The organism is Haliscomenobacter sp., assembly GCF_965225875.1.
Lineage (GTDB): Bacteria > Bacteroidota > Bacteroidia > Chitinophagales > Saprospiraceae > Haliscomenobacter.
The window spans coordinates 547,176-571,460 of the sequence record NZ_CBDDBS010000001.1 but is presented as its reverse complement, the minus strand read 5'-3'; the positions used below and the strand labels follow the sequence as shown (position 1 = coordinate 571,460).

At 47.1% G+C, this 24,285-nt stretch carries 19 protein-coding genes; 9 read left to right on the top strand and 10 right to left on the bottom strand.

Annotated elements, in window-relative coordinates:
* Positions 1–122: 122 nt before the first annotated feature.
* Positions 123–581, top strand: coding sequence for a hypothetical protein (locus ACO08K_RS02235; protein WP_421794760.1), 459 nt, complete (start codon positions 123–125; stop codon positions 579–581).
* 133 nt (positions 582–714) lie between these two features.
* Here ACO08K_RS02235 and ACO08K_RS02230 read toward each other — a convergent pair whose 3' ends face one another.
* A complete protein-coding gene (locus ACO08K_RS02230) occupies positions 715–2,583 on the bottom strand; it encodes a glycosyltransferase family 39 protein (RefSeq protein WP_421794759.1) in 1,869 nt (622 codons plus the stop codon).
* A gap of 307 nt (positions 2,584–2,890) precedes the next feature.
* On the opposite strand from ACO08K_RS02230, the gene thrS reads away from it, so the two are divergent.
* From thrS to ACO08K_RS02210, 4 genes are all read left to right on the top strand, one after another.
* Entirely contained in the window at positions 2,891–4,828 is a 1,938-nt protein-coding gene (thrS, locus tag ACO08K_RS02225; protein ID WP_421794758.1) for a threonine--tRNA ligase, read from the top strand.
* A gap of 226 nt (positions 4,829–5,054) precedes the next feature.
* Positions 5,055–5,402, top strand: a complete 348-nt coding sequence (locus ACO08K_RS02220) for a T9SS type A sorting domain-containing protein (RefSeq protein WP_421794757.1) — start codon at positions 5,055–5,057, stop codon at positions 5,400–5,402.
* Positions 5,403–5,521: 119 nt separating this feature from the next.
* Positions 5,522–6,658, top strand: coding sequence for a vWA domain-containing protein (locus tag ACO08K_RS02215; protein ID WP_421794756.1), 1,137 nt, complete (start codon positions 5,522–5,524; stop codon positions 6,656–6,658).
* Between the two features lie 107 nt (positions 6,659–6,765).
* A complete protein-coding gene (locus ACO08K_RS02210; RefSeq protein ID WP_421794755.1) occupies positions 6,766–8,886 on the top strand; it encodes an alpha-amylase family protein in 2,121 nt (706 codons plus the stop codon).
* A gap of 196 nt (positions 8,887–9,082) precedes the next feature.
* Here ACO08K_RS02210 and ACO08K_RS02205 read toward each other — a convergent pair whose 3' ends face one another.
* From ACO08K_RS02205 to ACO08K_RS02175, 7 genes are all read right to left on the bottom strand, one after another.
* Entirely contained in the window at positions 9,083–9,589 is a 507-nt protein-coding gene (locus tag ACO08K_RS02205; RefSeq protein WP_421794754.1) for a DUF4377 domain-containing protein, read from the bottom strand.
* Positions 9,590–9,624: 35 nt separating this feature from the next.
* Positions 9,625–10,980, bottom strand: coding sequence for a M12 family metallopeptidase (locus tag ACO08K_RS02200; protein ID WP_421794753.1), 1,356 nt, complete (start codon positions 10,978–10,980; stop codon positions 9,625–9,627).
* A 410-nt stretch (positions 10,981–11,390) separates the two neighbouring features.
* The gene (locus ACO08K_RS02195) at positions 11,391–12,200 is read right to left on the bottom strand and encodes a hypothetical protein (protein ID WP_421794752.1); all 810 of its coding nucleotides are present in this window, start codon (positions 12,198–12,200) and stop codon (positions 11,391–11,393) included.
* 144 nt (positions 12,201–12,344) lie between these two features.
* Positions 12,345–13,355: a M28 family peptidase gene (locus ACO08K_RS02190; protein WP_421794751.1), complete on the bottom strand. Its 1,011-nt coding sequence runs from the start codon at positions 13,353–13,355 to the stop codon at positions 12,345–12,347.
* Positions 13,345–14,058 carry a 16S rRNA (cytidine(1402)-2'-O)-methyltransferase gene (gene rsmI / locus ACO08K_RS02185; RefSeq protein WP_421794750.1) on the bottom strand — a complete coding sequence of 238 codons (714 nt, stop codon included), beginning with the start codon at positions 14,056–14,058 and terminating at the stop codon, positions 13,345–13,347. The genes ACO08K_RS02190 and rsmI overlap by 11 nt, the downstream gene beginning before the upstream one ends.
* A 112-nt stretch (positions 14,059–14,170) precedes the next feature.
* Positions 14,171–14,425 (bottom strand): phosphoribosylformylglycinamidine synthase subunit PurS, encoded by a 255-nt coding sequence (gene purS / locus ACO08K_RS02180; RefSeq protein WP_421794749.1) that lies wholly within the window; start codon positions 14,423–14,425, stop codon positions 14,171–14,173.
* Positions 14,422–15,132, bottom strand: coding sequence for a CDP-alcohol phosphatidyltransferase family protein (locus tag ACO08K_RS02175; RefSeq protein WP_421794748.1), 711 nt, complete (start codon positions 15,130–15,132; stop codon positions 14,422–14,424). The genes purS and ACO08K_RS02175 overlap by 4 nt, the downstream gene beginning before the upstream one ends.
* Before the next feature lie 135 nt (positions 15,133–15,267).
* On the opposite strand from ACO08K_RS02175, the gene ACO08K_RS02170 reads away from it, so the two are divergent.
* Positions 15,268–18,270 (top strand): gliding motility-associated C-terminal domain-containing protein, encoded by a 3,003-nt coding sequence (locus ACO08K_RS02170; RefSeq protein ID WP_421794747.1) that lies wholly within the window; start codon positions 15,268–15,270, stop codon positions 18,268–18,270.
* A gap of 122 nt (positions 18,271–18,392) precedes the next feature.
* A complete protein-coding gene (locus tag ACO08K_RS02165; protein WP_421794746.1) occupies positions 18,393–19,538 on the top strand; it encodes a VOC family protein in 1,146 nt (381 codons plus the stop codon).
* Positions 19,539–19,690: 152 nt separating this feature from the next.
* Here the strand turns inward: ACO08K_RS02165 and ACO08K_RS02160 are convergent, their stop codons facing one another.
* Positions 19,691–20,296 carry a TetR/AcrR family transcriptional regulator gene (locus ACO08K_RS02160; protein WP_421794745.1) on the bottom strand — a complete coding sequence of 202 codons (606 nt, stop codon included), beginning with the start codon at positions 20,294–20,296 and terminating at the stop codon, positions 19,691–19,693.
* An 81-nt stretch (positions 20,297–20,377) separates the two neighbouring features.
* Between ACO08K_RS02160 and ACO08K_RS02155 the strand changes: the two genes are divergently transcribed.
* Positions 20,378–20,938: a cupin domain-containing protein gene (locus ACO08K_RS02155; RefSeq protein ID WP_421794744.1), complete on the top strand. Its 561-nt coding sequence runs from the start codon at positions 20,378–20,380 to the stop codon at positions 20,936–20,938.
* A 24-nt stretch (positions 20,939–20,962) separates the two neighbouring features.
* Positions 20,963–21,439 (top strand): hypothetical protein, encoded by a 477-nt coding sequence (locus tag ACO08K_RS02150; protein WP_421794743.1) that lies wholly within the window; start codon positions 20,963–20,965, stop codon positions 21,437–21,439.
* A 220-nt stretch (positions 21,440–21,659) separates the two neighbouring features.
* On the opposite strand, the gene ACO08K_RS02145 is transcribed toward ACO08K_RS02150, so the two are convergent.
* Positions 21,660–24,269 carry a polynucleotide kinase-phosphatase gene (locus tag ACO08K_RS02145; RefSeq protein WP_421794742.1) on the bottom strand — a complete coding sequence of 870 codons (2,610 nt, stop codon included), beginning with the start codon at positions 24,267–24,269 and terminating at the stop codon, positions 21,660–21,662.
* Positions 24,270–24,285: the final 16 nt, after the last annotated feature.

Below are 24,285 nucleotides of genomic sequence, written 5' to 3'. Positions count from 1 at the left end.
AGTCGGCCTTTTTTTTGCCCACCAACGTACACTTACCGGATTATTTTATACGTTTCACAACTGATTTCCCCCATTGAGCTGAATATTTTGCTCCCTTCTAGTAACACCCAAATTTTAATCAAATGAAAAAAATTCTATTCGTTTTACCCTTCGTCCTGTTCGGACTGAGCCCTGTTTTTGTGCAGGCGCAGGTATCCAGTGGCAGTGTTGGCATTGGTTTACAGGTGGGCGACCCGAGTGGTTTGACCCTGAAGTTTTACAATGGCAGAAAGGCTTCGGTCGATATTCTAGCGGCCTGGGACTTGAATGATTATTTGTTTGTCAACGTCCATGCCTTGTACCACAAACCGGTGGGCGGTTCCGGCAATGTCAACTTCTTTTATGGCCCGGGGGCATTCATCTCCTTCTATGAGCGTGGCCGCTACGAGGATTACATTGGTGCGGGCATCAGTGGTAACTTCGGTTTGAACGTATTTTTTGACCGCTTCGAACTTTTTGGGCAGATTACGCCAAGGTTGCAGGTGCTTGAATACACCGATGGTGATTTGGGCGGTGGGGTTGGTTTGCGCTTCTATTTTTAAGGTGACACTATGTTGATGAGTCCCAATCTTGGGTGACTCTTTGGTGCCTTAGGTTTCTTAGGTGGTGAAAAAGGAAAAAACCTGCGTAGCAGGATATTCTTTCACCACCTAAGAAACCTAAGGCACTAAAGAGTCACCTCAGATTTTTTAAGGCCTTCTCAATTCTCGGATCAACCCCTTCCGTTCCTACTCCATATTGCAAATACTGCCGCGCATGTTCCATATCCCGCTTTTGCTGCGCAAAGTGTACATAACCAACTTGATACGCAAAATCAGCGATTGCCTGAGGCACCGCCCCACTACTTGGTTTGACGTATTTCATAAAGTCATGAATCGACTGCGAATTAGGATCGTACACCGCAGCTTGGGCAAACACATCCAGCATCGGTTGGAGTTGCAGGTCAATTTTGTAGCGCTCACCGGCCAGCCCGGCCATAAAGCCCCAGGCCGCTTTGTACTCTGGTAAAATGCGGGTCGCCTCGGCTACCATTGGGATCATTTCATTCAGCTTGGCCTTTTTGAGTTCATTGGTCGGCAACTGAGCGTACTCATTGCGGAAGATGGCTACGGCATGGAAGAGTTTGGCGCGGGCACTTCCCGTAGAGATTTTATACGCAGCCTCATTAAGGGTCGTTTCATCTTTCCAATCGGGCAAGCGGGTGAAGGTTTTGAGGGCATAACCTAAAGAAAGCACCGCAATCAGCCCCAGCCCCAGTGGGTAACTTTGCCCTGCACTGAGCCCTAATTTTTTTGGCAAAAACGCCACAATCAACCAGGCGCAAAACAAGCTGAATCCCAGAGAGGGCAAAAACACAAAACGCTCATTCATAAAAGCCCCCACGGTAAAGGGCAAATTTGATACTATAGATAAGGTGATCAAATAAAAGGCCGCCGCAAAAGTGGGGACATTTTTTTTCCAAAGCCCCCAAATGGCCACTCCCGCCAACGCTACATGCAACGCCAGTCCCAACGAAGCCCGCCAATCGTCAAAACCAACCACGGGCACATGATAAGGATAGTAGTCGTGGGTAAGTGGGTGGGGAAAAACCAGGAGTTTGAGGTACCAGCCCAGGGTCAGAAAAATGGTTGCGTATTTATTGCTCGAAGAAAGATTGACAAAAGGGTCGTTCATCGGGTTTGGGTCGGTTTCAGGTCCGCCCAACAACTGCCCGACGATGGCGTAACGCAAGGCCACATACAACACCCCGGTCAGGGCCAGGGTTCCCGTATTGATCAGCAAATGCCGCTTGCTGGCCGAACCAAAATAGTAGATGGCCAATGGAATCACCGCAATAAACGTCAAGGCATTTTCTTTGGACAACAAGCCCAGGAAAAAAACCACGGCGGCAATGATGTTCCAGCGCATCTCGCCCGCTTGTGCGTAGCGCCAACTGGCGTACAAGGCACCCATGGCTCCCAGGGCAGCCATAATTTCGTCGCGCCCTTTGACATTGGCTACCGCTTCACTGTGGATGGGATGCAATACATACAATAAGGTAGCTAAACCAGCCAGGCTGAACCACCAGCTGCCTTTTTCCTGCGGCGGAAAAACCCGGCGCAGGGTGCGGTAGGTCAACCAACCCAATAGGGCGTAAAGCAGCAAGTTGACAAAATGGCTCAAGGCCGCATTTTGCCCAAACAAACCCTTTTCGATGGCAAAAGTGACGATGGACAAGGGCCGGTAACGACCACCCACCAGTAGGTTTTTTTGCTCGCCAAAAAAGCCGGCAAAGGACTCCGTACTCAGGATTTTGCCAATTCCGGCAAAACCTTCCTGCACGTACTGGTTGTTGACGTACATCATCTGGTCGTCCAGCACATAACCATAGCGGAGAGAAGGGGCGTAGAGGAAAAAAGCCAATGCGGCGATGATCAGTCCGGCAGTACCCGTGGAAGATTTGGCCTCCATTGGAACGGCTTTAGCAGTTTTGGAGTTTGGTTTATTGGCACTGCCAGAAGCAGGAACAGATTTGGAGCTAGGCTGGTGTTTCCTTTTTGCCATGATTGTATCCTTGATTTGGGAGCGAAAATAGGAAAAAAGTTTAGAAGCTTGAGCTATATCGGTCGCTGAGCGAAGCCGAAGCGCAGATATAGCTCAAGCTTCTAAACTTTTTTCCCCAATCCTAAAAAAACCTGCTAATCCTGCCTATTTTTGCAGCCGCTATGGGGTGATAAAAAAATAAGTGCTCATTTTGCCAAAGGATTAGATAAGGAAACGATTCATTCCAAGTGCCTTATCTAATCCTTTGGCTTAAGAAAAATGAGCACTTATTTTTGCCCAACTATTATAGCGAAATAAATCTTAAACCATGATTAACATTACTTTCCCAGATGGTAAGGTTCGGGAGTACGAACCAGGAACAACGGCGCTTGAAGTAGCCCGTTCCATCAGCGAGGGCTTGGCCCAGAAGGTTCTTTCGGCAAAAGTAAACGGCGAAGTGTGGGATGCCACCCGTCCGATCCCCACCGACGCGACCTTGACGCTGCTCACCTGGGATGATAAAGACGGAAAAACCACATTCTGGCACTCCTCCGCCCACTTGATGGCCGAGGCATTGGAGGCCCTGTTCCCTGGCATCAAATTTGGTACGGGCCCGGCTACCGAGAATGGTTTTTACTACGATGTTGATCCCGGTGGCAAACAGATCTCGCTGGACGACCTGCCCAAGATCGAGGAGAAAATGCTCGAACTGGCCCGGCAGAAGAATGGCTACATCCGCAGAGACATTACCCGCGATGAAGCCCTGAAGTTTTTCCAGGAGAAAGGAGACGAGTACAAAATTGAACTGATTGAAAAACGCGGTGCCGACGAAGCCCTCACGCTGTATACGCAAGGCAACTTCGTGGACCTTTGCCGCGGGCCACATATTCCGGATACCGGATTCATCAAGGCTGTAAAATTGACCAACGTAGCGGGTGCTTATTGGCAGGGTGATGAGACGCGCCAGCAGTTGCAGCGCATTTATGGGGTTGCTTTCCCCAAACAAAAAGACCTGCAAGAGCACCTCGTGATGCTGGAAGAAGCCCGCAAACGCGATCACCGCAAGTTGGGGCAGGAACTAGAACTTTTTATGTTTTCCGAGCGCGTAGGGGCGGGTTTGCCCATTTGGCTACCCAAGGGCAACGCCCTGCGCGACCGTTTGATGAACTTCCTGCGCACTGAGCAAGAAAAGCGGGGCTACAAACTGGTCACTACCCCCCACATTGGCCGCAAGGAATTGTACGTCACTTCCGGGCACTACGCCAAGTACGGCAAGGATAGTTTCCAACCCATCCACACGCCAAGGGAAGGGGAGGAGTTCCTGCTCAAGCCGATGAACTGCCCTCACCACTGCGAGATTTATGCGCACCGTCCCCACTCTTACCGCGATCTGCCGATGCGTATTGCCGAGTTTGGCACGGTGTATCGCTACGAACAAACAGGCGAGTTGCACGGTTTGTCGCGGGTACGTGGCTTCACTCAAGACGATGCCCACATCTTTTGTACCGAAGATCAGGTAAAGGATGAGTTCCTGAATGTATTGGATCTGACCCGGACGGTTTTGTACAAAATGGGCTTTAAGGAGTTCACGGCTCAAATCTCCCTGCGCGACCCCAATACACCCGAGAAATACCTCGGAACGGACGAAAACTGGCGCAACGCCGAAAACGCCATCATCGAAGCAACCCGTGAGGTAGGCCTAAAAACCACCATGGAGTTGGGCGAAGCTGCCTTCTACGGCCCGAAGCTGGACTTCATGGTGCGCGACGCCATTGGCCGCCAGTGGCAATTGGGTACCATTCAGGTGGATTACAACCTGCCCGAACGTTTTGAACTGGAATACGTAGGCGCCGACAACAAAACCCACCGCCCGGTGATGATCCACCGCGCACCTTTTGGGTCGATGGAGCGCTTCATCAGTATTTTGATTGAAAATACGGCGGGTAAATTCCCGCTTTGGCTCATGCCCGAGCAATATGCACTGCTGCCAATCAGCGATAAATTTGTAGACTACTGCAAAGAAATCGAAGAGAAACTGGCCGCTCACGACATTCGGGGTTACATCGACGACCGCAGCGAAACCATCGGTCGCAAAATCCGGGATACCGAATTAAAACGTATACCTTATATGCTCATCGTTGGTGAGAAGGAAATGGAGGCTGGCGCAGTAGCAGTACGTCGCCAAGGCGAAGGGGATAAGGGCAGTGTGAGCCTGGAGGCTTTTGTGGAGCTGTTCGAGGAAGCACTGGCGAAGGAGGAAGAATAGGAAAAAGTTGAGGAGTTGAGAAGTTGAGAAGTTTAGGCTTCCGCAGTGACTTAGACATGGTTTTCGTCAAAAACGCTGCGGAAGCCTAAACTTCTGAACCCCTCAACTTCTCAACCTTTTTATCATCCAAAAGTTAAAAAAATGCAAATACCTAAATTAGGTTTGCATAATACTTGAACTCAACGTATTTTTAAAGTGTTAAAATTTTGTCCTAAAATACTATTGCATGAAGCACTTCTTACTCTTATTAACCCTGGTACTTTTCATAATCCCGAAAGCGATAGGACAAACAAGCGCTAAGACTGGCAATTGGTATGCATCAGCAGAGGCAGACCGAGGTGTCATCATTGAGGTTTACCCCAATCCAACTACCAGTCACATTGGTTTAACTGACGTTCAAGGTGTGCAAAAAGTGATGGTTTTCAACCTGGCAGGCCGCCAGATGAAAATCTTCGATGACATTGCAGCCGACAAAAAAATGTACGTTGGAGACCTACCCAGAGGGATTTACCTGGTGCGGATCATCGGTGATAAAGACAAAGTCATCACCACCAAGAGGATCAGCAAACAATAAATTAGGGGCGAGAAAAAACAAGCGTTCATTTTGACCCACTATTCAGGTATTCAGGAAAGAACCAAAAACGGCTGGATGAAGTTGAAAAGACTTGATTCAGCCGTTTTCTATTTTAGCTTATGTCCAACACGCTCTTGCAACGCCACACCACCCTCAGCGCCAACCTCCTGGCCTTTTGCCGCTACCTGCGCCAGAAAGGTTTCACCATTGGCCCCCAGGAATCAAGTGCAATGTTGGCTGCGCTAGACATCGTTGAACCCTTTCACGACCCACAATTGTTTCAATATACCCTGCGCGCCACTCTGGCCCGCACGCAACGCGAGCAGGAACTTTTTGATCAAATTTTTCCTCAATATTGGAAGGAGCTGGAAAAAGCGGTTGATTCCAAAATCGCCGAGGACAAGCAGCCGCGCAAACCCGGCACCCGCCAACAACCTCCTTCCCTGCAAGCCCTGAAAAGTTGGCTCAACGGCAAACCTGCCCAGGACAACATCGAATTGGCGGTGTACAGTGCTGGCGAATCCCTGGGGCGCAAGGACTTTTCTATGTTCAGTGCCGAGGAATTGCAGGAAATCAACAAACTGATCCTGCAAATTGCCCGGCGCATGGCGCGTCAATACAGTCGCCGCAAAGAACGCGCCCGCTCCGCCAGTATGCTCGACCTGCGTACGACCATGCGCAAAAACCTGCGTAGGGGAGGAGAGCTGATCGAATTGGCCCGTTTTCGCCCCAAACAACAAAAGAACCAACTCATCCTGCTTTGTGATGTAAGCAAGTCGATGGACTTGTACAGCCAGTTTTTGATCCAGTTCGTGTATGCTTTTCAGCAACTGGGCCAACGGGTGGAGACCTTTGTTTTTTCCACCAGCCTGCAACGCATTACCAAGGTTTTACGCCAAAGTAATTACCGCCAGGTGCTGAACGAACTGAGTGAGACCGTCCCCGGCTGGTCGGGAGGGACCCGCATCGGGGCTTCCTTTGAGCAGTTTTATCAGCAATACAGCCGTTTGTTGCACGGCCATAGCACGGTGCTTATTCTCAGCGACGGGTGTGATACGGGCGATATCGAAGTGCTGGAGGAAAGTATGCGCAAAATTGGCAAAAAGGCCGAGCGGGTGATTTGGCTGAATCCACTGGCGGGTCGGCCTGGTTATGCGCCTGAGGTGCGGGGCATGCAGGTGTCGCTGCCGTACGTGGATCTGTTTGCGCCGCTGCACAATGTGGAGAGTTTACGGGCTTTGGGGAGGGTGTTGTGAGTAACTTTATATTTTCAAAACATTTTTCACCACCTAAGAAACCAAAGGCACTTTAGATTCACCTTAGTTTTATTCCATCTACAAACAAACAACATTAGCCACACCACATGAATAAGTTCAGCCTGTCCTTCTGCTGCCTTCTCTGCTTTTCCAGCCTTTGGGCGCAAAAACCAATTCTGCCCAGCGACCAGTCCGAATGGTGGAAACGCAACAACCTGCGGCTCATCCAAATGAACCTACCCGCCTACGAAGCCGCCAAACTAGACGCAGATAGCATCGTCAAAGACCTGCGCAACTTTTCGGCCAATGCCCTTATCATCAATGCGGGAGGGATCATGGCATTTTACGAAAGCAAGCTGGACTTTCACTACCTCAATCCCTACATGAGGCCAGGCGACCTGGGGCGGATCGTTCAACGTTGCCACGATCACGGGATAAGGGTAATTGTACGTTTCGACTTTAGCCGAGCCGATGTAAGCATTTTCCAAAAGCATCCCGACTGGTTTTATCTATCACCTACTGGCAAAAGAATTGTCAATACCGATAAATACGTCGTGAGCATCAATGCGCCCTATGTGCAGGAAAAAGCCTTTGACATCGTTGCTGAAGTGCTCGACAACTTTGATGTGGATGGAATCTTCCTCAACATGCCCGGCTACCAAACCCGCAATTCCTACGAAAACACCTACGAAGGCATCGACCAAAACGAATACGACAAGGCTGCTTTTAAAAAATGGAGCGGAGGCCTGGACTTGCCCCTGAAAGAAGACAAAAACGACCCCGTTTTTAGAAAATACGAGGAATTTAAAAAGGAAAGCATTAGCCTGTGGTCCAAAAGACTCCATGAATTGGTCAAGGGCCGCAAAAAGAAAGTGGCCATCTGCACTTATCTCGAAGACTATGTCGACATCATTCGCCACGAAAGCCAGACCCACGGATTGCCTTATTGGCCTTACACGGGCAGTGACAATACCAACCACATCGAACAAACCTTTCCCGATAAAATTGTCAGCAATGCCAGCATCCAACAAATCTCTTTCCGCAGTCGCTTCAATGCGGCTGAACCCGAAGAGGTAGGCATCCGCCTCTGGGAAAACCTGGCCAACGGCTCCGGTACCGACGTAAGCCTGATGGGTGACCTGCGGGAGTACGAAGACCAGCGGAATTTTGCGGTGATGAAAAAGATATATGCTTTTCAGAAAAAATGGGAACCCTATTTTGGTAATTACGCCTCGGTGGCCAAAGTTGCAGTGGTCGCCCCGGGTTATTGGCCAGGTGGTTTGCCAATGGAGGAGTATCGGGGCATCCAGATGATGTTGAAGGAAGCGCATATCCCTTTCGACATCATCCAGGACAACCATTTGGCCCGGCTTAAAGCAAAACTGAGTCAATACAAGGTTTTGATTTTACCCGATATTCAATATTTGGCTGCGCAGGATTTAGCGGTTTTGCAGGAGCTTTCGCAGGCGGGTGTATCGCTTTTTGCCAGCAATCGCAGCCTATTTGATGCTCCGGCGGCTTTAAAAACCTTGTTTGGGGCGACTATTGTAAAGGATCTCAACGATGGGGAGGGCAATTATTTACAACCCAATGATCCTAAAATCTTCACCCATTTCGTCGGGCAAAGTATGGTGCATTTTAAGTACAACCTGGGGCTGTACCAATTTGATCGGGGCGACAAGTCGTTACTACCCATTTTGGACAAAGGCCGCCCCGGCCCACCCGAAATGATCGGTGGCCACGATCCGCTCAATTATTTTGCAGCGAACTTGCACCAAAACGGCAAGAGCACCAATGCCTTGATGCCCATCAACATTGGCCGCATTTATTACCAAACGGGGTACGAACAGCACAAGTACCTGGTGCTGGATATTTTGAAGCAGTTGTATCCCGCTCTTGACCAAGAGATCGTCACGAATGCCCATCCCCGGGTAGAAATGATCCTGAATGAATACATGCCGAATACGGCAGAGGTGACCATTGCTACACCTTTTCGTTCGGCTGGGCATATCTTGCACTTGATCAACCTGACGGGTTTTAGTGGGAATACGTATTTTGAACCGCTACCTGTTTACGATACTGAGGTCAAAATTAAGGTGACTTATCGGCCACGGAAAGTTTGGAAATTGGGGGAGGAGAGGCCCATCCCTTTTGTCTACCAGGAAGGATATGTGAGTTTCAAAGTGAGCCGTTTGACGGATTATGCGGGGATTGTAGTGGAGAAATAATTGTTCTATTGCGAAGTACCTGAGGTGTTTCTTTAGTGCCTTAAGTTTCTTAGATGGTGAAAAGAAACAATAGGACAATTTCACCACCTAAGAAACCTAAGGCACCAAAGAGGCGCCACAGGTATAGCGCGCAGAAAAAAACTGCCCTCAACACCACGAAACGTTGAAGGCAGCATCTAAAAATATCGCGTCTGCATCATTTGACACTCAAGAGCGTCAAAGTTTGTTTTTTATCTCCATGCTGGAATACACCCGTTTGAGCCTTGTCCAGCTTGGTCGCCAAGGCTGCAGAAACAAGTACTGGAATCTGCTGGAAATAAGTCCATTCCCCAGAGCTGTTTTCCAAAAGCACAGTACCTTCCATATTCAAGGGCAATTCAAAACTCCCGGCTACAGCCTCCTTTTTCAGCACCTTTACCAATTTTATGGCAATGGAAGATCCATCCTGCGGTGGATTTTCGATGGTGGTTTTGTTGACCTCCAGGGTGTAAACATAGCCCCATTCGTACTCAAAGCCTTGGATTTCATCGTACCAATATTCCCAGTCAGCCTGGCCTTGTGTTTTGACCAAATAACAGAGTTGGACAGATTCGCCCTGACAAGGCACTTTGTAGTGTTGCACGGTCATGGTTTCGGTTTTTTCAGGCGTTTTGCTGCTCGTTTTTGCGGCGTTTTCAGCGCATTGAAAAAACGTGGTTGCCATAACCATTAATACGAGGCATTGAACCATTCGAGTCATCATTTGCGCATGTATTGGAAGGATGCATCAGGACGACCAACATAGCAAGTTTTGGTAAACTTGTATTTTTTGATCAAACACAGTGCCATTTGAGCTTCCGCCATCGAAGTGCCAAAGTCAAAGAGGATGCTGTTGCCATCCGTAATTTTGACCCGCCCACCGATGGTCTGGATTTGTAGATTGGCCGGATTGAAGCTAAGGCAATCTTCACCCGCCAACATAGGTGCATTGGATGCTGCGCCATTGACCAAACTGTACTGGAACGAAGGATCGGGGCGACCTACATAACAACTGCGGTTGAAACCCAGGTGTTTGCACAGTTGAACAATGCGCTCGGCTTCAGCTTTGTTGGGTGCAGCAAACATGGAACTGTTGCCACTGACGACTTTCCAAATGCTACCGCTTTGAACAACTGTAAGACTAGCTGGATTGAAAGTCAAACAATCTTCCGCGCCACAATTGGTCGATTTACAAGGACCAGGAGCGTACAGATTGTTCAGCGCTGCGACGTCTTTGGGGCTTAGTGCATTGCGCTGGCCAATGGTAGTAGCGTTGGTGCCTGGAGGTTTGCGGATCGAAATGGTAGGTTGTCCGTTTTTGGAAAAACCATGGGTGCCGTAGTGCATAATCGAGCCGTAGTCGTAGGTGCCAATGTCGGTACCGTCTGCTACATGTTTGTTGAAGTTGTGTTCCTTGCCTGCGGTGATGTTTGCCCAGTTGACGGTGATGAAATTGTCGCGGTCGGCGCGGGAATGCTCGTGCCAAAGTCCGGCAGCGTGACAAATTTCGTGGGCAATGCTACCTTGTGAGCAGCTTCCAATCACGATGTCTTGCATTCCACCTTGGCGGCCTACATAAGAAGCGCAGCCCGATCCCGACACAAAACGAATGTAATCGCCTTGATTGGTGCGGGGCACCAGACAGATGTTGGTTGTGCTGTTGACATGATTGATGGCCCAATTGATGGCTGCGGTTTGGGGGTGCCCGGGGGTGATGTAATAGGGGATCACCGAGTTTGGCCAGCGGTACTGAGCACCGTCGATAGCCACTGCATTGTCGCCTTCAAAACTAACCAATGGACCAAGGATGATGTCGCCTTCGGTGACTACCAGATTGTTGTATACATCTACTTTAATGCTTTGGGCGACTCTGGCGAAAGGAAGTTTGATCGACAGTTGGCGTTGGGTAGGTGTAATGTTCGTCGCGTACTGTTCTTGTGCGGAGAGGGTAGTGGTGTTGCTCAAAAAAAACAGTAGCATCAGGCAGCTGGAAAGGACAGGTAGTGTTCTGAAAATCGGTTTTTGGGTCAATGAAATCAAGAGTTGATTCCAAAGCCCGGCTAAAGGTGTTTTCATGTCGAAGAGGTTTTAGCATCGTAGCAATATTGCTAGTGACACAATTAAGTGTTGATGCAAAACCCCTTCGTTCCAGATTCTGGTACTTTTTTGAAATAGTTTAAAGCCATACTACTGGGCATTTTTGTATTTCAGAAGTGAAGGACATGAATTGCCATGTGCTTTAGCGCGTGGATGGAGATTGTCTTTTTGATGGACTTTAGTCCTGGCATTAATTTTTAAGCGAGGGCTAAAGCCCATTTTTAAAAAATCCTGCTAACCACGCGCTAAAGCACGTGGCAATTGATGTCCTCCGAGTAAAATGTTCAGTAGTGTGGTTTGAAACCCCACCTCTGGAATGGTTTTAGAAATTTAGCCACGAAGTATAAGCATTTTCGCGAACTAGTCGATCCTGACTTTGTCAGGGTAGATTAGTTAATTTTATCGATTTTTACTAGGTTCTCAAAAGTGTCAATGATGTATTGCCCTACATCGCCTTCTATTTCTTGGCAAAATTTTTCATTTATCTTTGAACGGGCACTTTGGTTAAAGCCTAGAGAAAGTACACAAATATCTTGTGGGTTTAACCGATGCTTAAAACCCTCAATACGAGTGAAACCTGGATGAAAAACTGGTAATACTTTATTAGAGGATTCATAACGGAATACTTCGTTCTTTCTGGCATAAATGAGAGGATCTTGCCTAATAGAAGATTGAAGAAGCCCATTTTTTTTTATTCGGATCGTTGTTTTTTCTGAAGTTACAGTTTGTAGACCATCATCCACGGGTTGTGAAAAAGCTATATACGCTTCACCTGTGAAATTTTCAGGAACAAGTATTTCAAGTTTGGGATCACGAGCGAAATTCAGAGAATCTTTATAGCTCTTGTCTTTCAAGAAAAGCCCTACTTCATCAATATGGCCTGAAATTTCACCTGTTTTATACCCAACAAAAACAATATGACTAGTAAAAAAATATAAATTAGCTTTGAATAAAGACCCGATTTTTACAATTAAAACTGAATCATTACTATTCGATTCAATTAGATATGGAAGACCTGGGGCTTCAAATAAAAAATCATCAACATGTATATTAAAATGCCTAAGCGTATCAAAAACAATGAAATTTTCCGAAAAATCATAATTATACCACTTACCTGTGATATTTTGACTGGTCAGCTTGATGCTATAACCGAAAAAGAAAATGAAAGAAATGATGATTAGAACATTTTTCTTTTTCATAGAAATTATTTGGGAAACAAAAAGAATGTGAATTGTCCTGCGTACAAATGAGTTCTTGGCGTAGACATGTCACTAATCTACGACCAAGTAAGAATAGGCTTCCACCCTTCGTTCCAGATTCTGATGCTTTTTTAAACTAAATCTTTATAATTCACCATTGAACTCCCGATAGATTACGGCCAATAACACTTGACCTACTGCTCTTAAAGTGTACCGGTCAATTTTGTCTATGGTATCCCCGTCCGTGTGCCAATGGTCCACAAAACCAGTTTTACTAGCTGCCGGTTTGTTGATGATGTCGATCATTTTGATCCCTGCAATGTAGTTGACGTACACGTGATCATCGGTAATACCGCCAGTTGCTTCTTCTACAAAATATTGACCATAACCCATTTCTTTGGCCAGGCCCCATACTTTTTGCAGGACATCACCAGCACGCTCGTAAGACACATCGTCGAACCCAAAACGTGCGGATGGGGCACCTACCATATCGAGCAAGATGCCATATTCAGGGCGGATTCCACCTTTATAATGCAGGTTTTTGGCCCAGTATTGGGAACCGAGGCACCAGGTGTCGGATTTAGCGTTTTCACTGCTGTCGCCCCAATCTTCGGCATCAAAAAAGACGATGTCCACGCCAATGTCTACTGGATTGGCCTGCAATTGGCGGGCTACTTCAAGCAGAATGCCTACCCCGCTACCCCCATCGTCAGCACCCATTACGGGTTTGGTTTTGTCACCAGTCGCAATAGGTGAGTCAGCAAAAGGGCGTGAATCCCAGTGGGCAGCCAGGAGAATCCGTCGGCTGAGGTCAGGGCGGTATTGACCAATGATGTTGGTGCTATTCAGTTTTTTGCCATCAAAAGTAGTAGGCGTGAAATTTTGCTCGATGACTTCCAGTCCATAGCCTTTTAGTTTGGCAGAAAGCCAGTTTTTGCAGGCCACGTGAGCGGCAGTATTGGGCACGCGGGGGCCAAACTCGGTTTGTTTGTTTACGTACTGGAAAGCCGAATCACGGTTAAAAGCAGGAACTTTTGCTGCAACAGGGGGCTTTTCATCCACTACTTCGGGCTGGCTTTTTCCATTTTTACAAAAAGTAAAACCAAAAGCCAGAACGCAAATAAGCCCACCCAAGAGGGCCAGTTTATTTTTCATGTTTTTCATATTTATCTTCTTTACCTTCCTTGTCTTCCTTCCCAGCGACAACGATGACAATTTCCCCTTTGATTTTTTCGGGGTGCTGTTGAAAAAACGCAACAAGTGACGCCAAAGTACCCCGATGCGCTTCTTCGAATAACTTGCTCAGTTCGCGTACCACACAAGCGCTGCGCTCAGGGCCACAAAACTCCAAGAGTTGTTCCAATGCCTTTACCAGGCGATGGGGCGATTCGTACAGCGCAAAGGTTTGGGGTAAAGACGCCAGGTATTGCGCTCGGGTTTGTCGGCCTTTTTTATGGGGCAAAAAACCTTCAAAATGAAAACGGTCACAGGGCAATCCCGACAGAACCAGGGCCGGTATCAGCGCGGTTGCACCGGGCAAACATTCTACCCGAATCCCTTGCTTTACACATTCGCGTACCAGCAAAAAACCGGGATCAGAAATACCGGGGGTACCCGCATCCGAGATCAGCGCCAACTTTTTACCCGCCAAAAATTCTCGCATTACCCCATTTACCGCCGTATGCTCATTGTGCGCATGATGGGCCCAGAGGGGAGTTTCGATGCCGTAGTGATCAAGCAACTTGCGTGAAGTACGGGTATCTTCCGCCAGGATGATGTCCACCTCCTTGAGTACCCGAATGGCGCGCAGGGTGATGTCTTCAAGGTTGCCGATGGGCGTTGGAACGAGGTAGAGCATGGGTGAGGCTTAAAAGTTTAATGGTTTTGGATTGCATTCAGTCACTGAGCCGGTCACTGAGCGTAGTCGAAGTGCAGGTCAGTAACCGAATGCAATCCAGAACCATTAAACTTTATTCTATTGCGGTTAATTCAAAAGCGAAACTCTCCATAATCAAATTGGCCAGCAATTTGCGGCAGGCGTTGTCCACCGTTTCACGGGCTTCCTCCTCCGTCTCAGCCTCCAGGGTTAGGGTGATGTGTTTGCCAATGCGCACATCCGCCACACTATGAATATCCAGGCTTTTTAGATTGTGTGACACCGCTTTACCTTGGGGGTCCAGCAATTCTTTATGGGGCATAATGTCAATTTCTGCAACAAATTTCATGGCAATGATTTACGCTTAAAAAAATGGATGAAAATTGAAAAAAGGATGTACAGTGATACCACTATCGCTAAGCCGGCAATTTGCCAAAACAGCAAAACAGCCACTGCAATCGCCGCAAAGATAATTCTTATCTCATTCCCTGTCCATTGTAAGGATTTGAATTTAAAACTAAACATGGGAATTTCTAGAACCATTAGTGCTGAAAAGAGTGCCGTAATTACATAAAACCAGATTGGACTGGCAAAATGTAAAAAAGAACCAGGAGAAAGATAAGCCGCCAACAAGCCCACCATGAACAAAGTGCAACCCGGGGTGGGTAAGCCCAAAAAACCATCGCTTTGCCGCTCATCCAGATTGAATTTGCCCAAACGTAAGGCGGCAAAAAGGGTAATGGTAAAGGCCGGGAGCGCCCGAATTTCCAGATCTGTTGGCCATTGCCCCTGCCAGGCCGCAGCAATCAGTCCGTACAAAATAATCCCTGGCACCAACCCAAATGAAACCATATCGGCCAGCGAATCCAGTTGTTTGCCCAATTCAGAATGCACATTCAGCATGCGTGCAAGCATTCCATCGAATAAATCAGCCAATGCACCCAATGCGACCAACCCCATGGCCCATTCCAAACGTCCGTATAGTAGACATAGGCTCGCACATGCGCCGCAAAAAAGATTCAATAAAGTGATGGCATTGGGAAGGTGGCGACGCATTTGTATTTTTTTTGTCATTCAAAGCACAAAAATATCATCCTCTTTCCAAATGGTGTGATATAAATCTGGCTTAATGGCGTTATTTGTAGTAGCTTCAGTAAACTTTATCAATTGAGAGGCCAAATTGGATCGGCTATGAGAAAAATTTTTGTACTGTTTATTTCTGTGTTTGCGCTAGGCAAGCTTTATGCCCAAGCTCCCGTAAACGACATTTGTACCAATGCCTTTTTATTGGATACATTAGATGGGTGGTGTTCCCGATCAGCACAATTTACGACCGTGGGGGCTACCCCAACAGCAGGTCTAGCTATTCCAACCTGTATGGCTACGGGTACTGTTCATAATGACGTATGGTTTGCGTTTGATGCGATAGGGACGGATGTCAACATCAGTATTGCTGGCGCAACTCGCCTTAATTCTGGTGGTACATTGAGGGCTCCCCAGTTTGCCTTGTACAGGGGCACCTGTGGTAATTTGCAGGAGATGAATACCTGTATTTCGGATGCGTTTAATCGGCATACCATTCAAGCTTTTGCTTCCGGGTTGACCATAGGGCAAAGGTATTTTATCCGGGTCAGTTCCCGTACTAACTTGAATGGTACTTTCAGACTATGTATTAATAATTTTACGGCGAGCCAAACCCCCAGCAGTGATTGTGCAACCGGAAATATTCTTTGTGATAAAAGTTCGATTTCGATTCCACTCGTAATAGGTGAAGGCAAAGATCCTAATGAAATAGATGGTTTTTGTGGAAGAACACGTTGTACCCCTGAAGAGTCTCAGTCGAATTGGTACAAATGGACTTGTGATGTAGCAGGGCCTTTAACGTTTACGATTACTCCTTTGAATCCCGATGATGACATTGATTTTATGGTTTTTGAGCTGCCTAATGGTGTCAATAATTGTGCTCGCAAGGACGTCATAAAATGTATGTCTTCGGGTGAAATCACAGGGCCTGGCATCACCATAAATGATTGGATCAATTGTACTGGCGCAACAGGTTTGCGCGCAAGAGAAAATGGAGATGTAGAATACTGCGGATGCGATGTAGGAAGCAATAACTTCCTTTCTCCACTCAACATGGTGAGTGGCCGCGCCTATGCTTTGGTCGTAAACAATTTTAGCAATTCAGGATCTGGATATACGATCACCTTTGGAGGGACCGGGACTTTTGTCGGTCCTAAGACCGATTTTAATGTAGACTCGAGCCCCGGTTGTATTGGCCAAGAAGTGAAATTTACAGATGCTTCTGTTTTCAATGGAGGATTTACCAAATGGGAATGGTTCTTTGGTCCAACCTCCGATCGTCCAGGAGCCGTAGATGGAAAAGGCCCACATGTGATTCAATTTAATCGGCCAGGTAAAAAAAACATCCTGCTCAGAGCCACCAGTACCGATGGATGCGTAGTGACCAAAATTAAGGAAATTGAGGTAGAATGTTGCAAAAATCACTTCACCCTCAGTAGTCAAACACGGGATGAGAACTGCCCCGATACGCGCACAGGCTCCATTGATGTAGGGGTGAGCAACAACTATGGACCTTACATTTACACATGGAATAATGGGTCACGTACTGAAGACCTTCAAAACCTTAGCCCTGGTACCTACTCCATCAAAATCACCGATCAAGCCACCTGTGATACCAATTTGACTTTCACAGTAAAAGGCCCAACTCCCTTTGTACTTACCGCCCAAGACAAAGAAGCGACCTGTAATGGTGGCCGGGACGGCGAATTAAGTGTTCAACTCACTGGTGGCACTGGACCCTATCAGTACAGCTGGAACAATGGCCCCCTGGTCTCCGACCCAGTTCTCCGCAATGCAGCTGCCGGTGATTACACCTTGCGATGGCGGGACCGAAATGGTTGTGAAAAAGATACTTTACTTAAGGTTCGTGAAATTACTCTGCGGCTCGATCCGACCATTGATGCAGTTACCCGACCGACCTGTTTTGGATCGGCAAATGGCTCCATTGTAGTGCGATTGGGCAATGGGCAAGGACCTTATCAATACAATTGGAATGATGGCCTGGGTTTCCGAGGGGCCAATTCTTTGCTCAATATTCGAGCGGGAACCTATAAGGTATCCGTGCAAGATCAAAACCTCTGCAAGGGTGAATTCAACTTTTCAGTAGCGGATTTTCCACGCCTGGTGCTTCAAATGAACAGCAGTGATCCGAGTTGTTTTGGGGCAAAAGATGGAGCCGTCGATATTTTGGGTAGTGGAGGTACCGGCACTTATACCTATCTCTGGGACAATGGATCCATTGCCCCTTTCCGTTCGGATTTGCCCGCAGGTACCTATCGGGTTACCCTGACCGACTCTAATGGATGTAATCGGGATACACTTGCAAGACTGGTTGACCCACCTTTGTTGCTCATTGGTGATGTCCAGCCGGTAGATGTCATCTGCTTCGGCGATGCGTCAGGCATCATTAGTCTACTTGGAGCTGGGGGCCGACCGCCTTATAAGTATGGCATCAATGGTGGCAATTTTCAAAGCGACAATCGTTTTATTGGGTTAAGGGCTGGAACTTATACGGTTGCGGTTGAAGATGCTGGTGGCTGTACAGCTTCACAAGAAGTAAGCATCAAAGAACCTCCACAATTGCTGGTGGACGCTGGTTTGGATACTTCTATTTCATTGGGGCAAAAAATCACCTTACTGGCCGTGCCGAACAATCCATCGGTTAGTTTTCAGTGGTCGCCTGCTGATCTGGTCACTTGCTCTACCTGTCAAACCACACTGGCAGGCCCCTTACGCACGGTGCGCTATCAGATTGAAATAACCGATGCCACGGGCTGTAAAGCCACCGATCAATTGTTGGTCACGGTGGTCAAAAACCGCCCGATTTATATTCCGAATGGATTTACGCCCGATTTGGACGGTAAAAATGATTTTTTCACCCTCTATGGCGGGCCGGCAGCCCGACGAATTCGACGACTCCAGATTTACGACCGTTGGGGAGAACAAATGTTTGATACCAAAGACATCCCACTTGGCCAGGAGCCCCTCGGCTGGAATGGCACTTATCGGAATCAATTGATGCCCGCGGGCGTGTACGTGTACGTCGCAGAAGTGGAGTTTATTGATGATGAGGTGCTGATATTTAAGGGCGATGTGACCTTGGTGCGGTAAGGGTTAACCTTGGCTTCCATTGGATTTTTTAAGATTTTGTTCTATTTTGGCATTAGAAAAGTCTATGTTGTATAAGTAATTGAATAGACTTTTCTATCCAATTATCAACAAACCCTTTGCCAATGAAAAATTCAATTCAAGCCAAGGTTAATCAATACCTGCAACTGGATTTTATTGATGATGATAGTTTGTGGATTTCAAGTAGTTATACACTCAGAAAAGTAATCGGCATTTTGGGGATGTTGCTACCCCTTTTATTATGGGCAATGATTTTGTGGTACAATAATATCATCTATCCTTTGCCTTCTATTAGCCACTACTACTTTACTCATGCGAGCAGCATTTTTGTAATCACACTTAGTTTATTGGCGGTATTTCTGATCATTTATAAAGGAAAAGAACCAGTGGATTTTTATTTTTCCTTATTTGCCGGGATTTTTGCCATGTGTGTGGTTTTGTTTCCAACCAACAATTTGGTCTGTGAATCTTGCACCTCAACCAATAATTGCGTTGTAACTACCTGGAAAGAACAGCCATTTAGAGAAAAGATTCATTTTATTTCGGCAGGCCTTTTTTTGCTTTGTCTTGCAGTTATGTCCTTTTTTTTATTCACAAAATCAAAACTAAAAGGAAAGGAAAGAGGGCCGAAAAAAAGACTCAGGAATATAATTTATCAGGGCTGTGGCGTATTGATTGTTTTGGCAATTTTGGTTGCTTTTTTAGGCAATGTGTATTATCCCGATTGGTGCCATAAATCAAGTTTTATCTTTTGGATGGAGTTTGTTGCTGTTGAGTGCTTCGGGTTTTCATGGATGGTGAAAGGTGATTCTTTTGCTTGTTTCAGGGATAAAGATGAAAATTTGGTGCAATTCACCCAAATTCAACATGTGGGCATCCCCGTTGCAGACCTTGAAACTTCAAAAACATTTTATAAAGGTTTAGGATTTAAAGAAGTAATGGGGACTACTTTTATACACCATGGTAATGAAGGTAAAGTTGCTATGATGAAAAGAGGTTCCGTTACCATTGAAATATATCAGATGCCTGAACCGGAGCTCACAGAAATTAAAAACCGCAAAAATGGACATATCGATCACATTGCCTTCGATGTAAAAGAAATAGACAAGGTATATGCAACTTTAAAGGCCCACAATTACAAAATTATAGAACCAGGACCTGTGCTTTTACCCTTCTGGGAAAATGGTTGCAAATACTTCAACATTGAAGGACCTGATGGTGAACGATTGGAATTCAATGAAATATTGTAAAGAAGTGGGTCGTATTCCGACCTGGAGATAATGCTCAAGTACTCGCGCCCCCGACACGGGGTAACATACGCCAATGTCGCAGAAGTTGAGATTATTGGATCATGAGCCGTTGATGTTTAAGGGAAATGTGACCTTGGTGCGGTAGAAAATGTTCAAGCCAATTGTGCCAACTGCAGTTTCCCTTTTTCCGTAGCGATCAAAGAAAGTTGCCATTTGAGGAGCTTGATATAGTGCTGAATGATTTCTTTTGCCGAAGTATCCTGTTGGTAAATGAACGATTCATGAATCCAGGAGCGACCCAAAAAGGCCAAAAACGACAAAAACATTTCCTGATCGGGCTCCGATAATTGCAATACACCTTTACTACGTAGTCCGATCAGAATGTTGTTGAGCTGAGTTACCCGTTTTTCATAGGTTTTTGTATACGCATACCGCTTCCTGAGTACTTCTTCAAACTCGGTATTTCCAATTAGCAGACCTCTATACGCATATTGGTTGGTAAATAGCCCCTCATATAAGGCAATAAAGGATTGCAATGAAGGCTCATTTAGGGCATAAGCATCAAAACAAATGTTGTTTCCTTCTGACATTTTTTCCATTAATGCCAAAATAACATCCTCTTTTTTAGGAAAATGGTAAGACATATTGCCTGGACTAATCTCTAAAGCTCGGGCAATGTCACGTACACCAACATTGTGAACTCCTTGATGGTTAAAGAGTTCAAGTGATTTTTCTAATATCTTGCCTTTGGTGTTCATGTTTTTTTAGCACAATGTACTAAATTTATTTGCATTAAATAGTACAATGTACTAATTTTGCTGCAAATAAAATCAACACCTATGCAGTACCCTTTCAAATTGCCCCACAAAATCCAGAATTTCTCGGGCGAAGTAATTGTTTTTAAGGAACGCCTGATTGATCAGGATGGCATCGAAATGATGCTCGTTGAAAACGAAGTAGCTCCAGGCAGTGGCCCTCCCTTTCATGTACACTTTTTGCAGGATGAATACCTCAAAGTTGTCGAAGGAACGATGGGTTATCAATCCAGCGGCGAGCCGGAAAGAATAGCCAACCCAGGTGAAGCTGCTTTATTCAAAAGAGGAGACGTACACCGCTTCTGGAATGCTGGAGACACTCCACTACGTTGTGAAGGTTGGGTAAAACCAGCCAATAGCCTTGATTTTTACCTCGCCGCAGTTTATGCTTCAATGGACAAAGCGGGCAAACATGCTGGCGACCCTTTTGACACCGCCTATCTGATCACTCGTTATCGGACTGAATACGACTTAATGGTTATCCCCACTTTTGTAAAAAAAGTAGTGATGCCTATCATCGTTTCTATTGGAAAAATCCTGGGCAAGTACAAGCATTTTGCCAATGCCCCTGCCCCACTTAAATGAATCACCCATCAAACACCTAAAATCATGACTATTAAAAATTTTCTGTACGGTCTTTCCTGTTTCCTTTTTACGCTGATCATTGGCGCTGCTATTTATGAGCATATTGCAATTTGGCCTCATGCCTTTGCAGCTATACCAGCTTCCCTGGCCATGTTTCAAGGCGAGTATGGCTTGAACTCGGCACCTTTCTGGATGAACATCCATCCATTGACACTGCTAGTGTTCCTAATTAGCCTCTTCATGTCCTGGAAAACAGCACGTAAAAAGCATGTGTTGTTTGCTGTCGTAGGATATGTGGTGGTCTTGATTGCTACCTTCACCTATTTTGTGCCAGAATTGCTCGATTTAACTCAAACACCTTTCTCTGCAGAAGTAAACCAGCAATTGACCAATCGAGGCACGCGCTGGGAAAACCTGAGCCTGGTCAGATTGGGAGTTATTATGGTCATTGCGGCTTATTTGTATGCTGGGGCATTCAAACCTGGGGAGAAAATCCAGTAATGAATTCTTGATTAGGATTCATATGATTTGAAAATCAAGAATTTGTGCGCAAATCTAGAACCCCTCCCCGAAGGTTTCAAACCTTCGGGGAGGTAAAGCAACGAAAAGTGCGTTGCTCGACCGCCCCGAAAGTCTAAAACTTTCGGGGCGGGGTTTCAGATACTGCATATGTTTCTAATTATTTGGCAATCAAATTGCCACAATTCTAATCTATATACTTTTACAGCCTCGGATCCACCTCTTCACTCTCCAATGCCAAAACCCCAAACACACATTCATGCGTTTTGCGCAATGGCTCCTTCGCCACAAAACGCTCAAGGGCCTCCATTCCCAGGGTAAATTCCCGGATAGCCAGCGAACGTTTGTGCCCCAGTCCCCGGCTTTTTAGCTTCTGAATCTGCTCGGGGTGGTCGTATTCCGGCCCGTAGATGATGCGCAAGTACTCGCGGCCCCGACACTTGATGGCAGGTTGTACAAAGCCATCTTCGAGCCGGGTGAGGAATTGACGGGGTTTGATGACCATCCCTTCCTGTCCACGAGCAGTGAGCTCCGACCACCAGTCAATGGCGGCAGTGACCGAGGCTTCGTCGTCCAGATTGACCAGCTGGTATGGTGTGGCCAATAGCAACTCAGGATCGGCGGCGCAAAAACTGGCGATTTCCTCCATGTGCCACAAGTGATCTTGTCCGGAATGTACTCGTCCTTCGGTAGCCAAAATGTGAAAAGGTGCCAATACTAAACCCTTCAACCCATCAACCGGACGGCAATAGTTGCGATAAGCCTGGGTGTACTTTTCGATGGCCTCAGCTCGATCGGTATATCGGGTTTGCAAATCTTCCAGCGGCAAATTCCGCGTATTCCCTAGCGTAAAAGCGGATTGAAGTACCTGCATCGAAGCTGTACCCGCTGCGTGCAAACTGGCGTATTGGTTTTTGATCAACTCCTGGGCTTTGGCCGACCAGGGCATCAACTCACAGTCCAGACAAACCCAATCGGTTTCATGTTTTTCCCAAAAATCACTCTGGGTTAGGGCTGCGTTAACCCGTTGGATGAAAGCAGCTTCCAGGTTTTTGTCATCAAAAAAAGCGCGCCCTGTACGGGTATAACATACGCCCAGGCCACCTTGGATTAGCCCAAAACGGCGGGTAGCGACTTCTTTGGTTTGGCAAACAATGACCACCGCCCGAGAGCCCATGTGTTTTTCTTCACAGATCAACTCGGTTACCCCCATTTTGCGGTAATAAGCAAAACCTTCCAGTGGGTGTTCCAACAAGTCGGGCAGGGCACTCGTTTCGGTAGGTGACATGGTAGGCGGCAGGTAAATCAGCCACTTTGGATTGATGGCAAAACGCGACATTACTTCCAGGGCAGCAATGGAGTTTTCCTCCTTGATCAGAATTTTCTTGTCGTAACGGGTCTCGATGAAGCGGCGACCACTGACATCGGCCATATCCAGCATGTCGTCGTTGGCGTGTTGAGCACTAACACTCATCACGGCATTGCTGCGCTGGATCGGGCGGCTTGGTTTGTAGTATTCCTGCAAAGCGGGTATGGTAACCAATTTTTTTTCAGGGTAGCGCAAGGCCGTCAAACCACCGCCGAAAACACAACCGGTATCGATGTCGATGGTGTTGTTCAGCCATTCGGCGTCGGGTACGGGCGTGTGTCCAAAGACAACCATCGCTTTCCCTTTGTATTCCGCGGCCCAGTTGTAGCGTACGGGCAGACCAAACTCGTCGGTTTCGCCGGTTGTTTCGCCATAAAGGCAAAAAGACCGAACAGCACCACTGGCACGTCCCTGCATTTCCTCCCGCAAGCCCGCGTGAGCGACCACCAATTTCCCCTCATCAAAAACCAGGTGACTGACCAAGCCATCCAAGAAGCCACGCAGTTCGTGTACAAATTCGATGGGCTCATCGGCCAGCTGTTCCAGGGTTTCTGCCAGGCCGTGGCGTACTTGTACATCCTTGCCTTTTAGTTTGCGCAGCAGTTTGTCATCGTGGTTGCCGGGTACACACCAGGCCTGTTGGTTTTTAACCATACTCATCACCAGGCGCAATACCTCTGGTGATTTGGGGCCACGATCTACGAGGTCACCAACAAAAATGGCTTGTCGGCCGGCGGGCGGAGTCACTTTGAAACCATAGTCCAAACTGGGATCTTGACGCTCAATCCGGTATTCCATTTTTTCCAGCAGCAATTGCAGCTCGTCAAAACAGCCGTGTACGTCGCCAATGATGTCGAAAGGCCCTTTGATTTGGCTAAAATCACTCCAACTGGGCGTGCGACGAATTTGCACTGCCGCAATATCCTCCAGGCTATCCAGAATGTAAGTATACCGAAAACCATCCTTGCGCAAAAAGCTCAAAGAGCGTTGCAAGTCCCGGCGTTGGTTGCGGATGACGTGTATGCCAAAATCGCGGTCACTGCGCTGCTCGTGGCGCTCGAACAAGAGTTTCTCTGGCAGGTTGAGCACAATGGCTACGGCTAGGACGTGGTATTGACGGGCCAGAGCCAGCAGGGATTTGCGGGCTTCGGGTTGTACATTGGTGGCGTCCACTACCGTCAGCTTGCCTTGTTTGAGGCGTTTGGCCACAATGAGGTGCAACACTTCAAAGGCGTCGTCGTTGACGTTCAGTGCGTTTTCGCTATCGGCCACCAGGGCACGACAATAGTCAGAGGAGACAATTTCAGTTGGGCGAAAATGTTGCCGGGCAAAAGTTGATTTGCCGGAGCTACTCGCCCCAATGAGAACAACGAGGGCGAGTTCGGGTATGTCGAGTTGGCCGGGTATGGGCCGTGGTTTTTTTAGTTCTTCGGGGTTTTTCATGCTTTCATTTTATGAT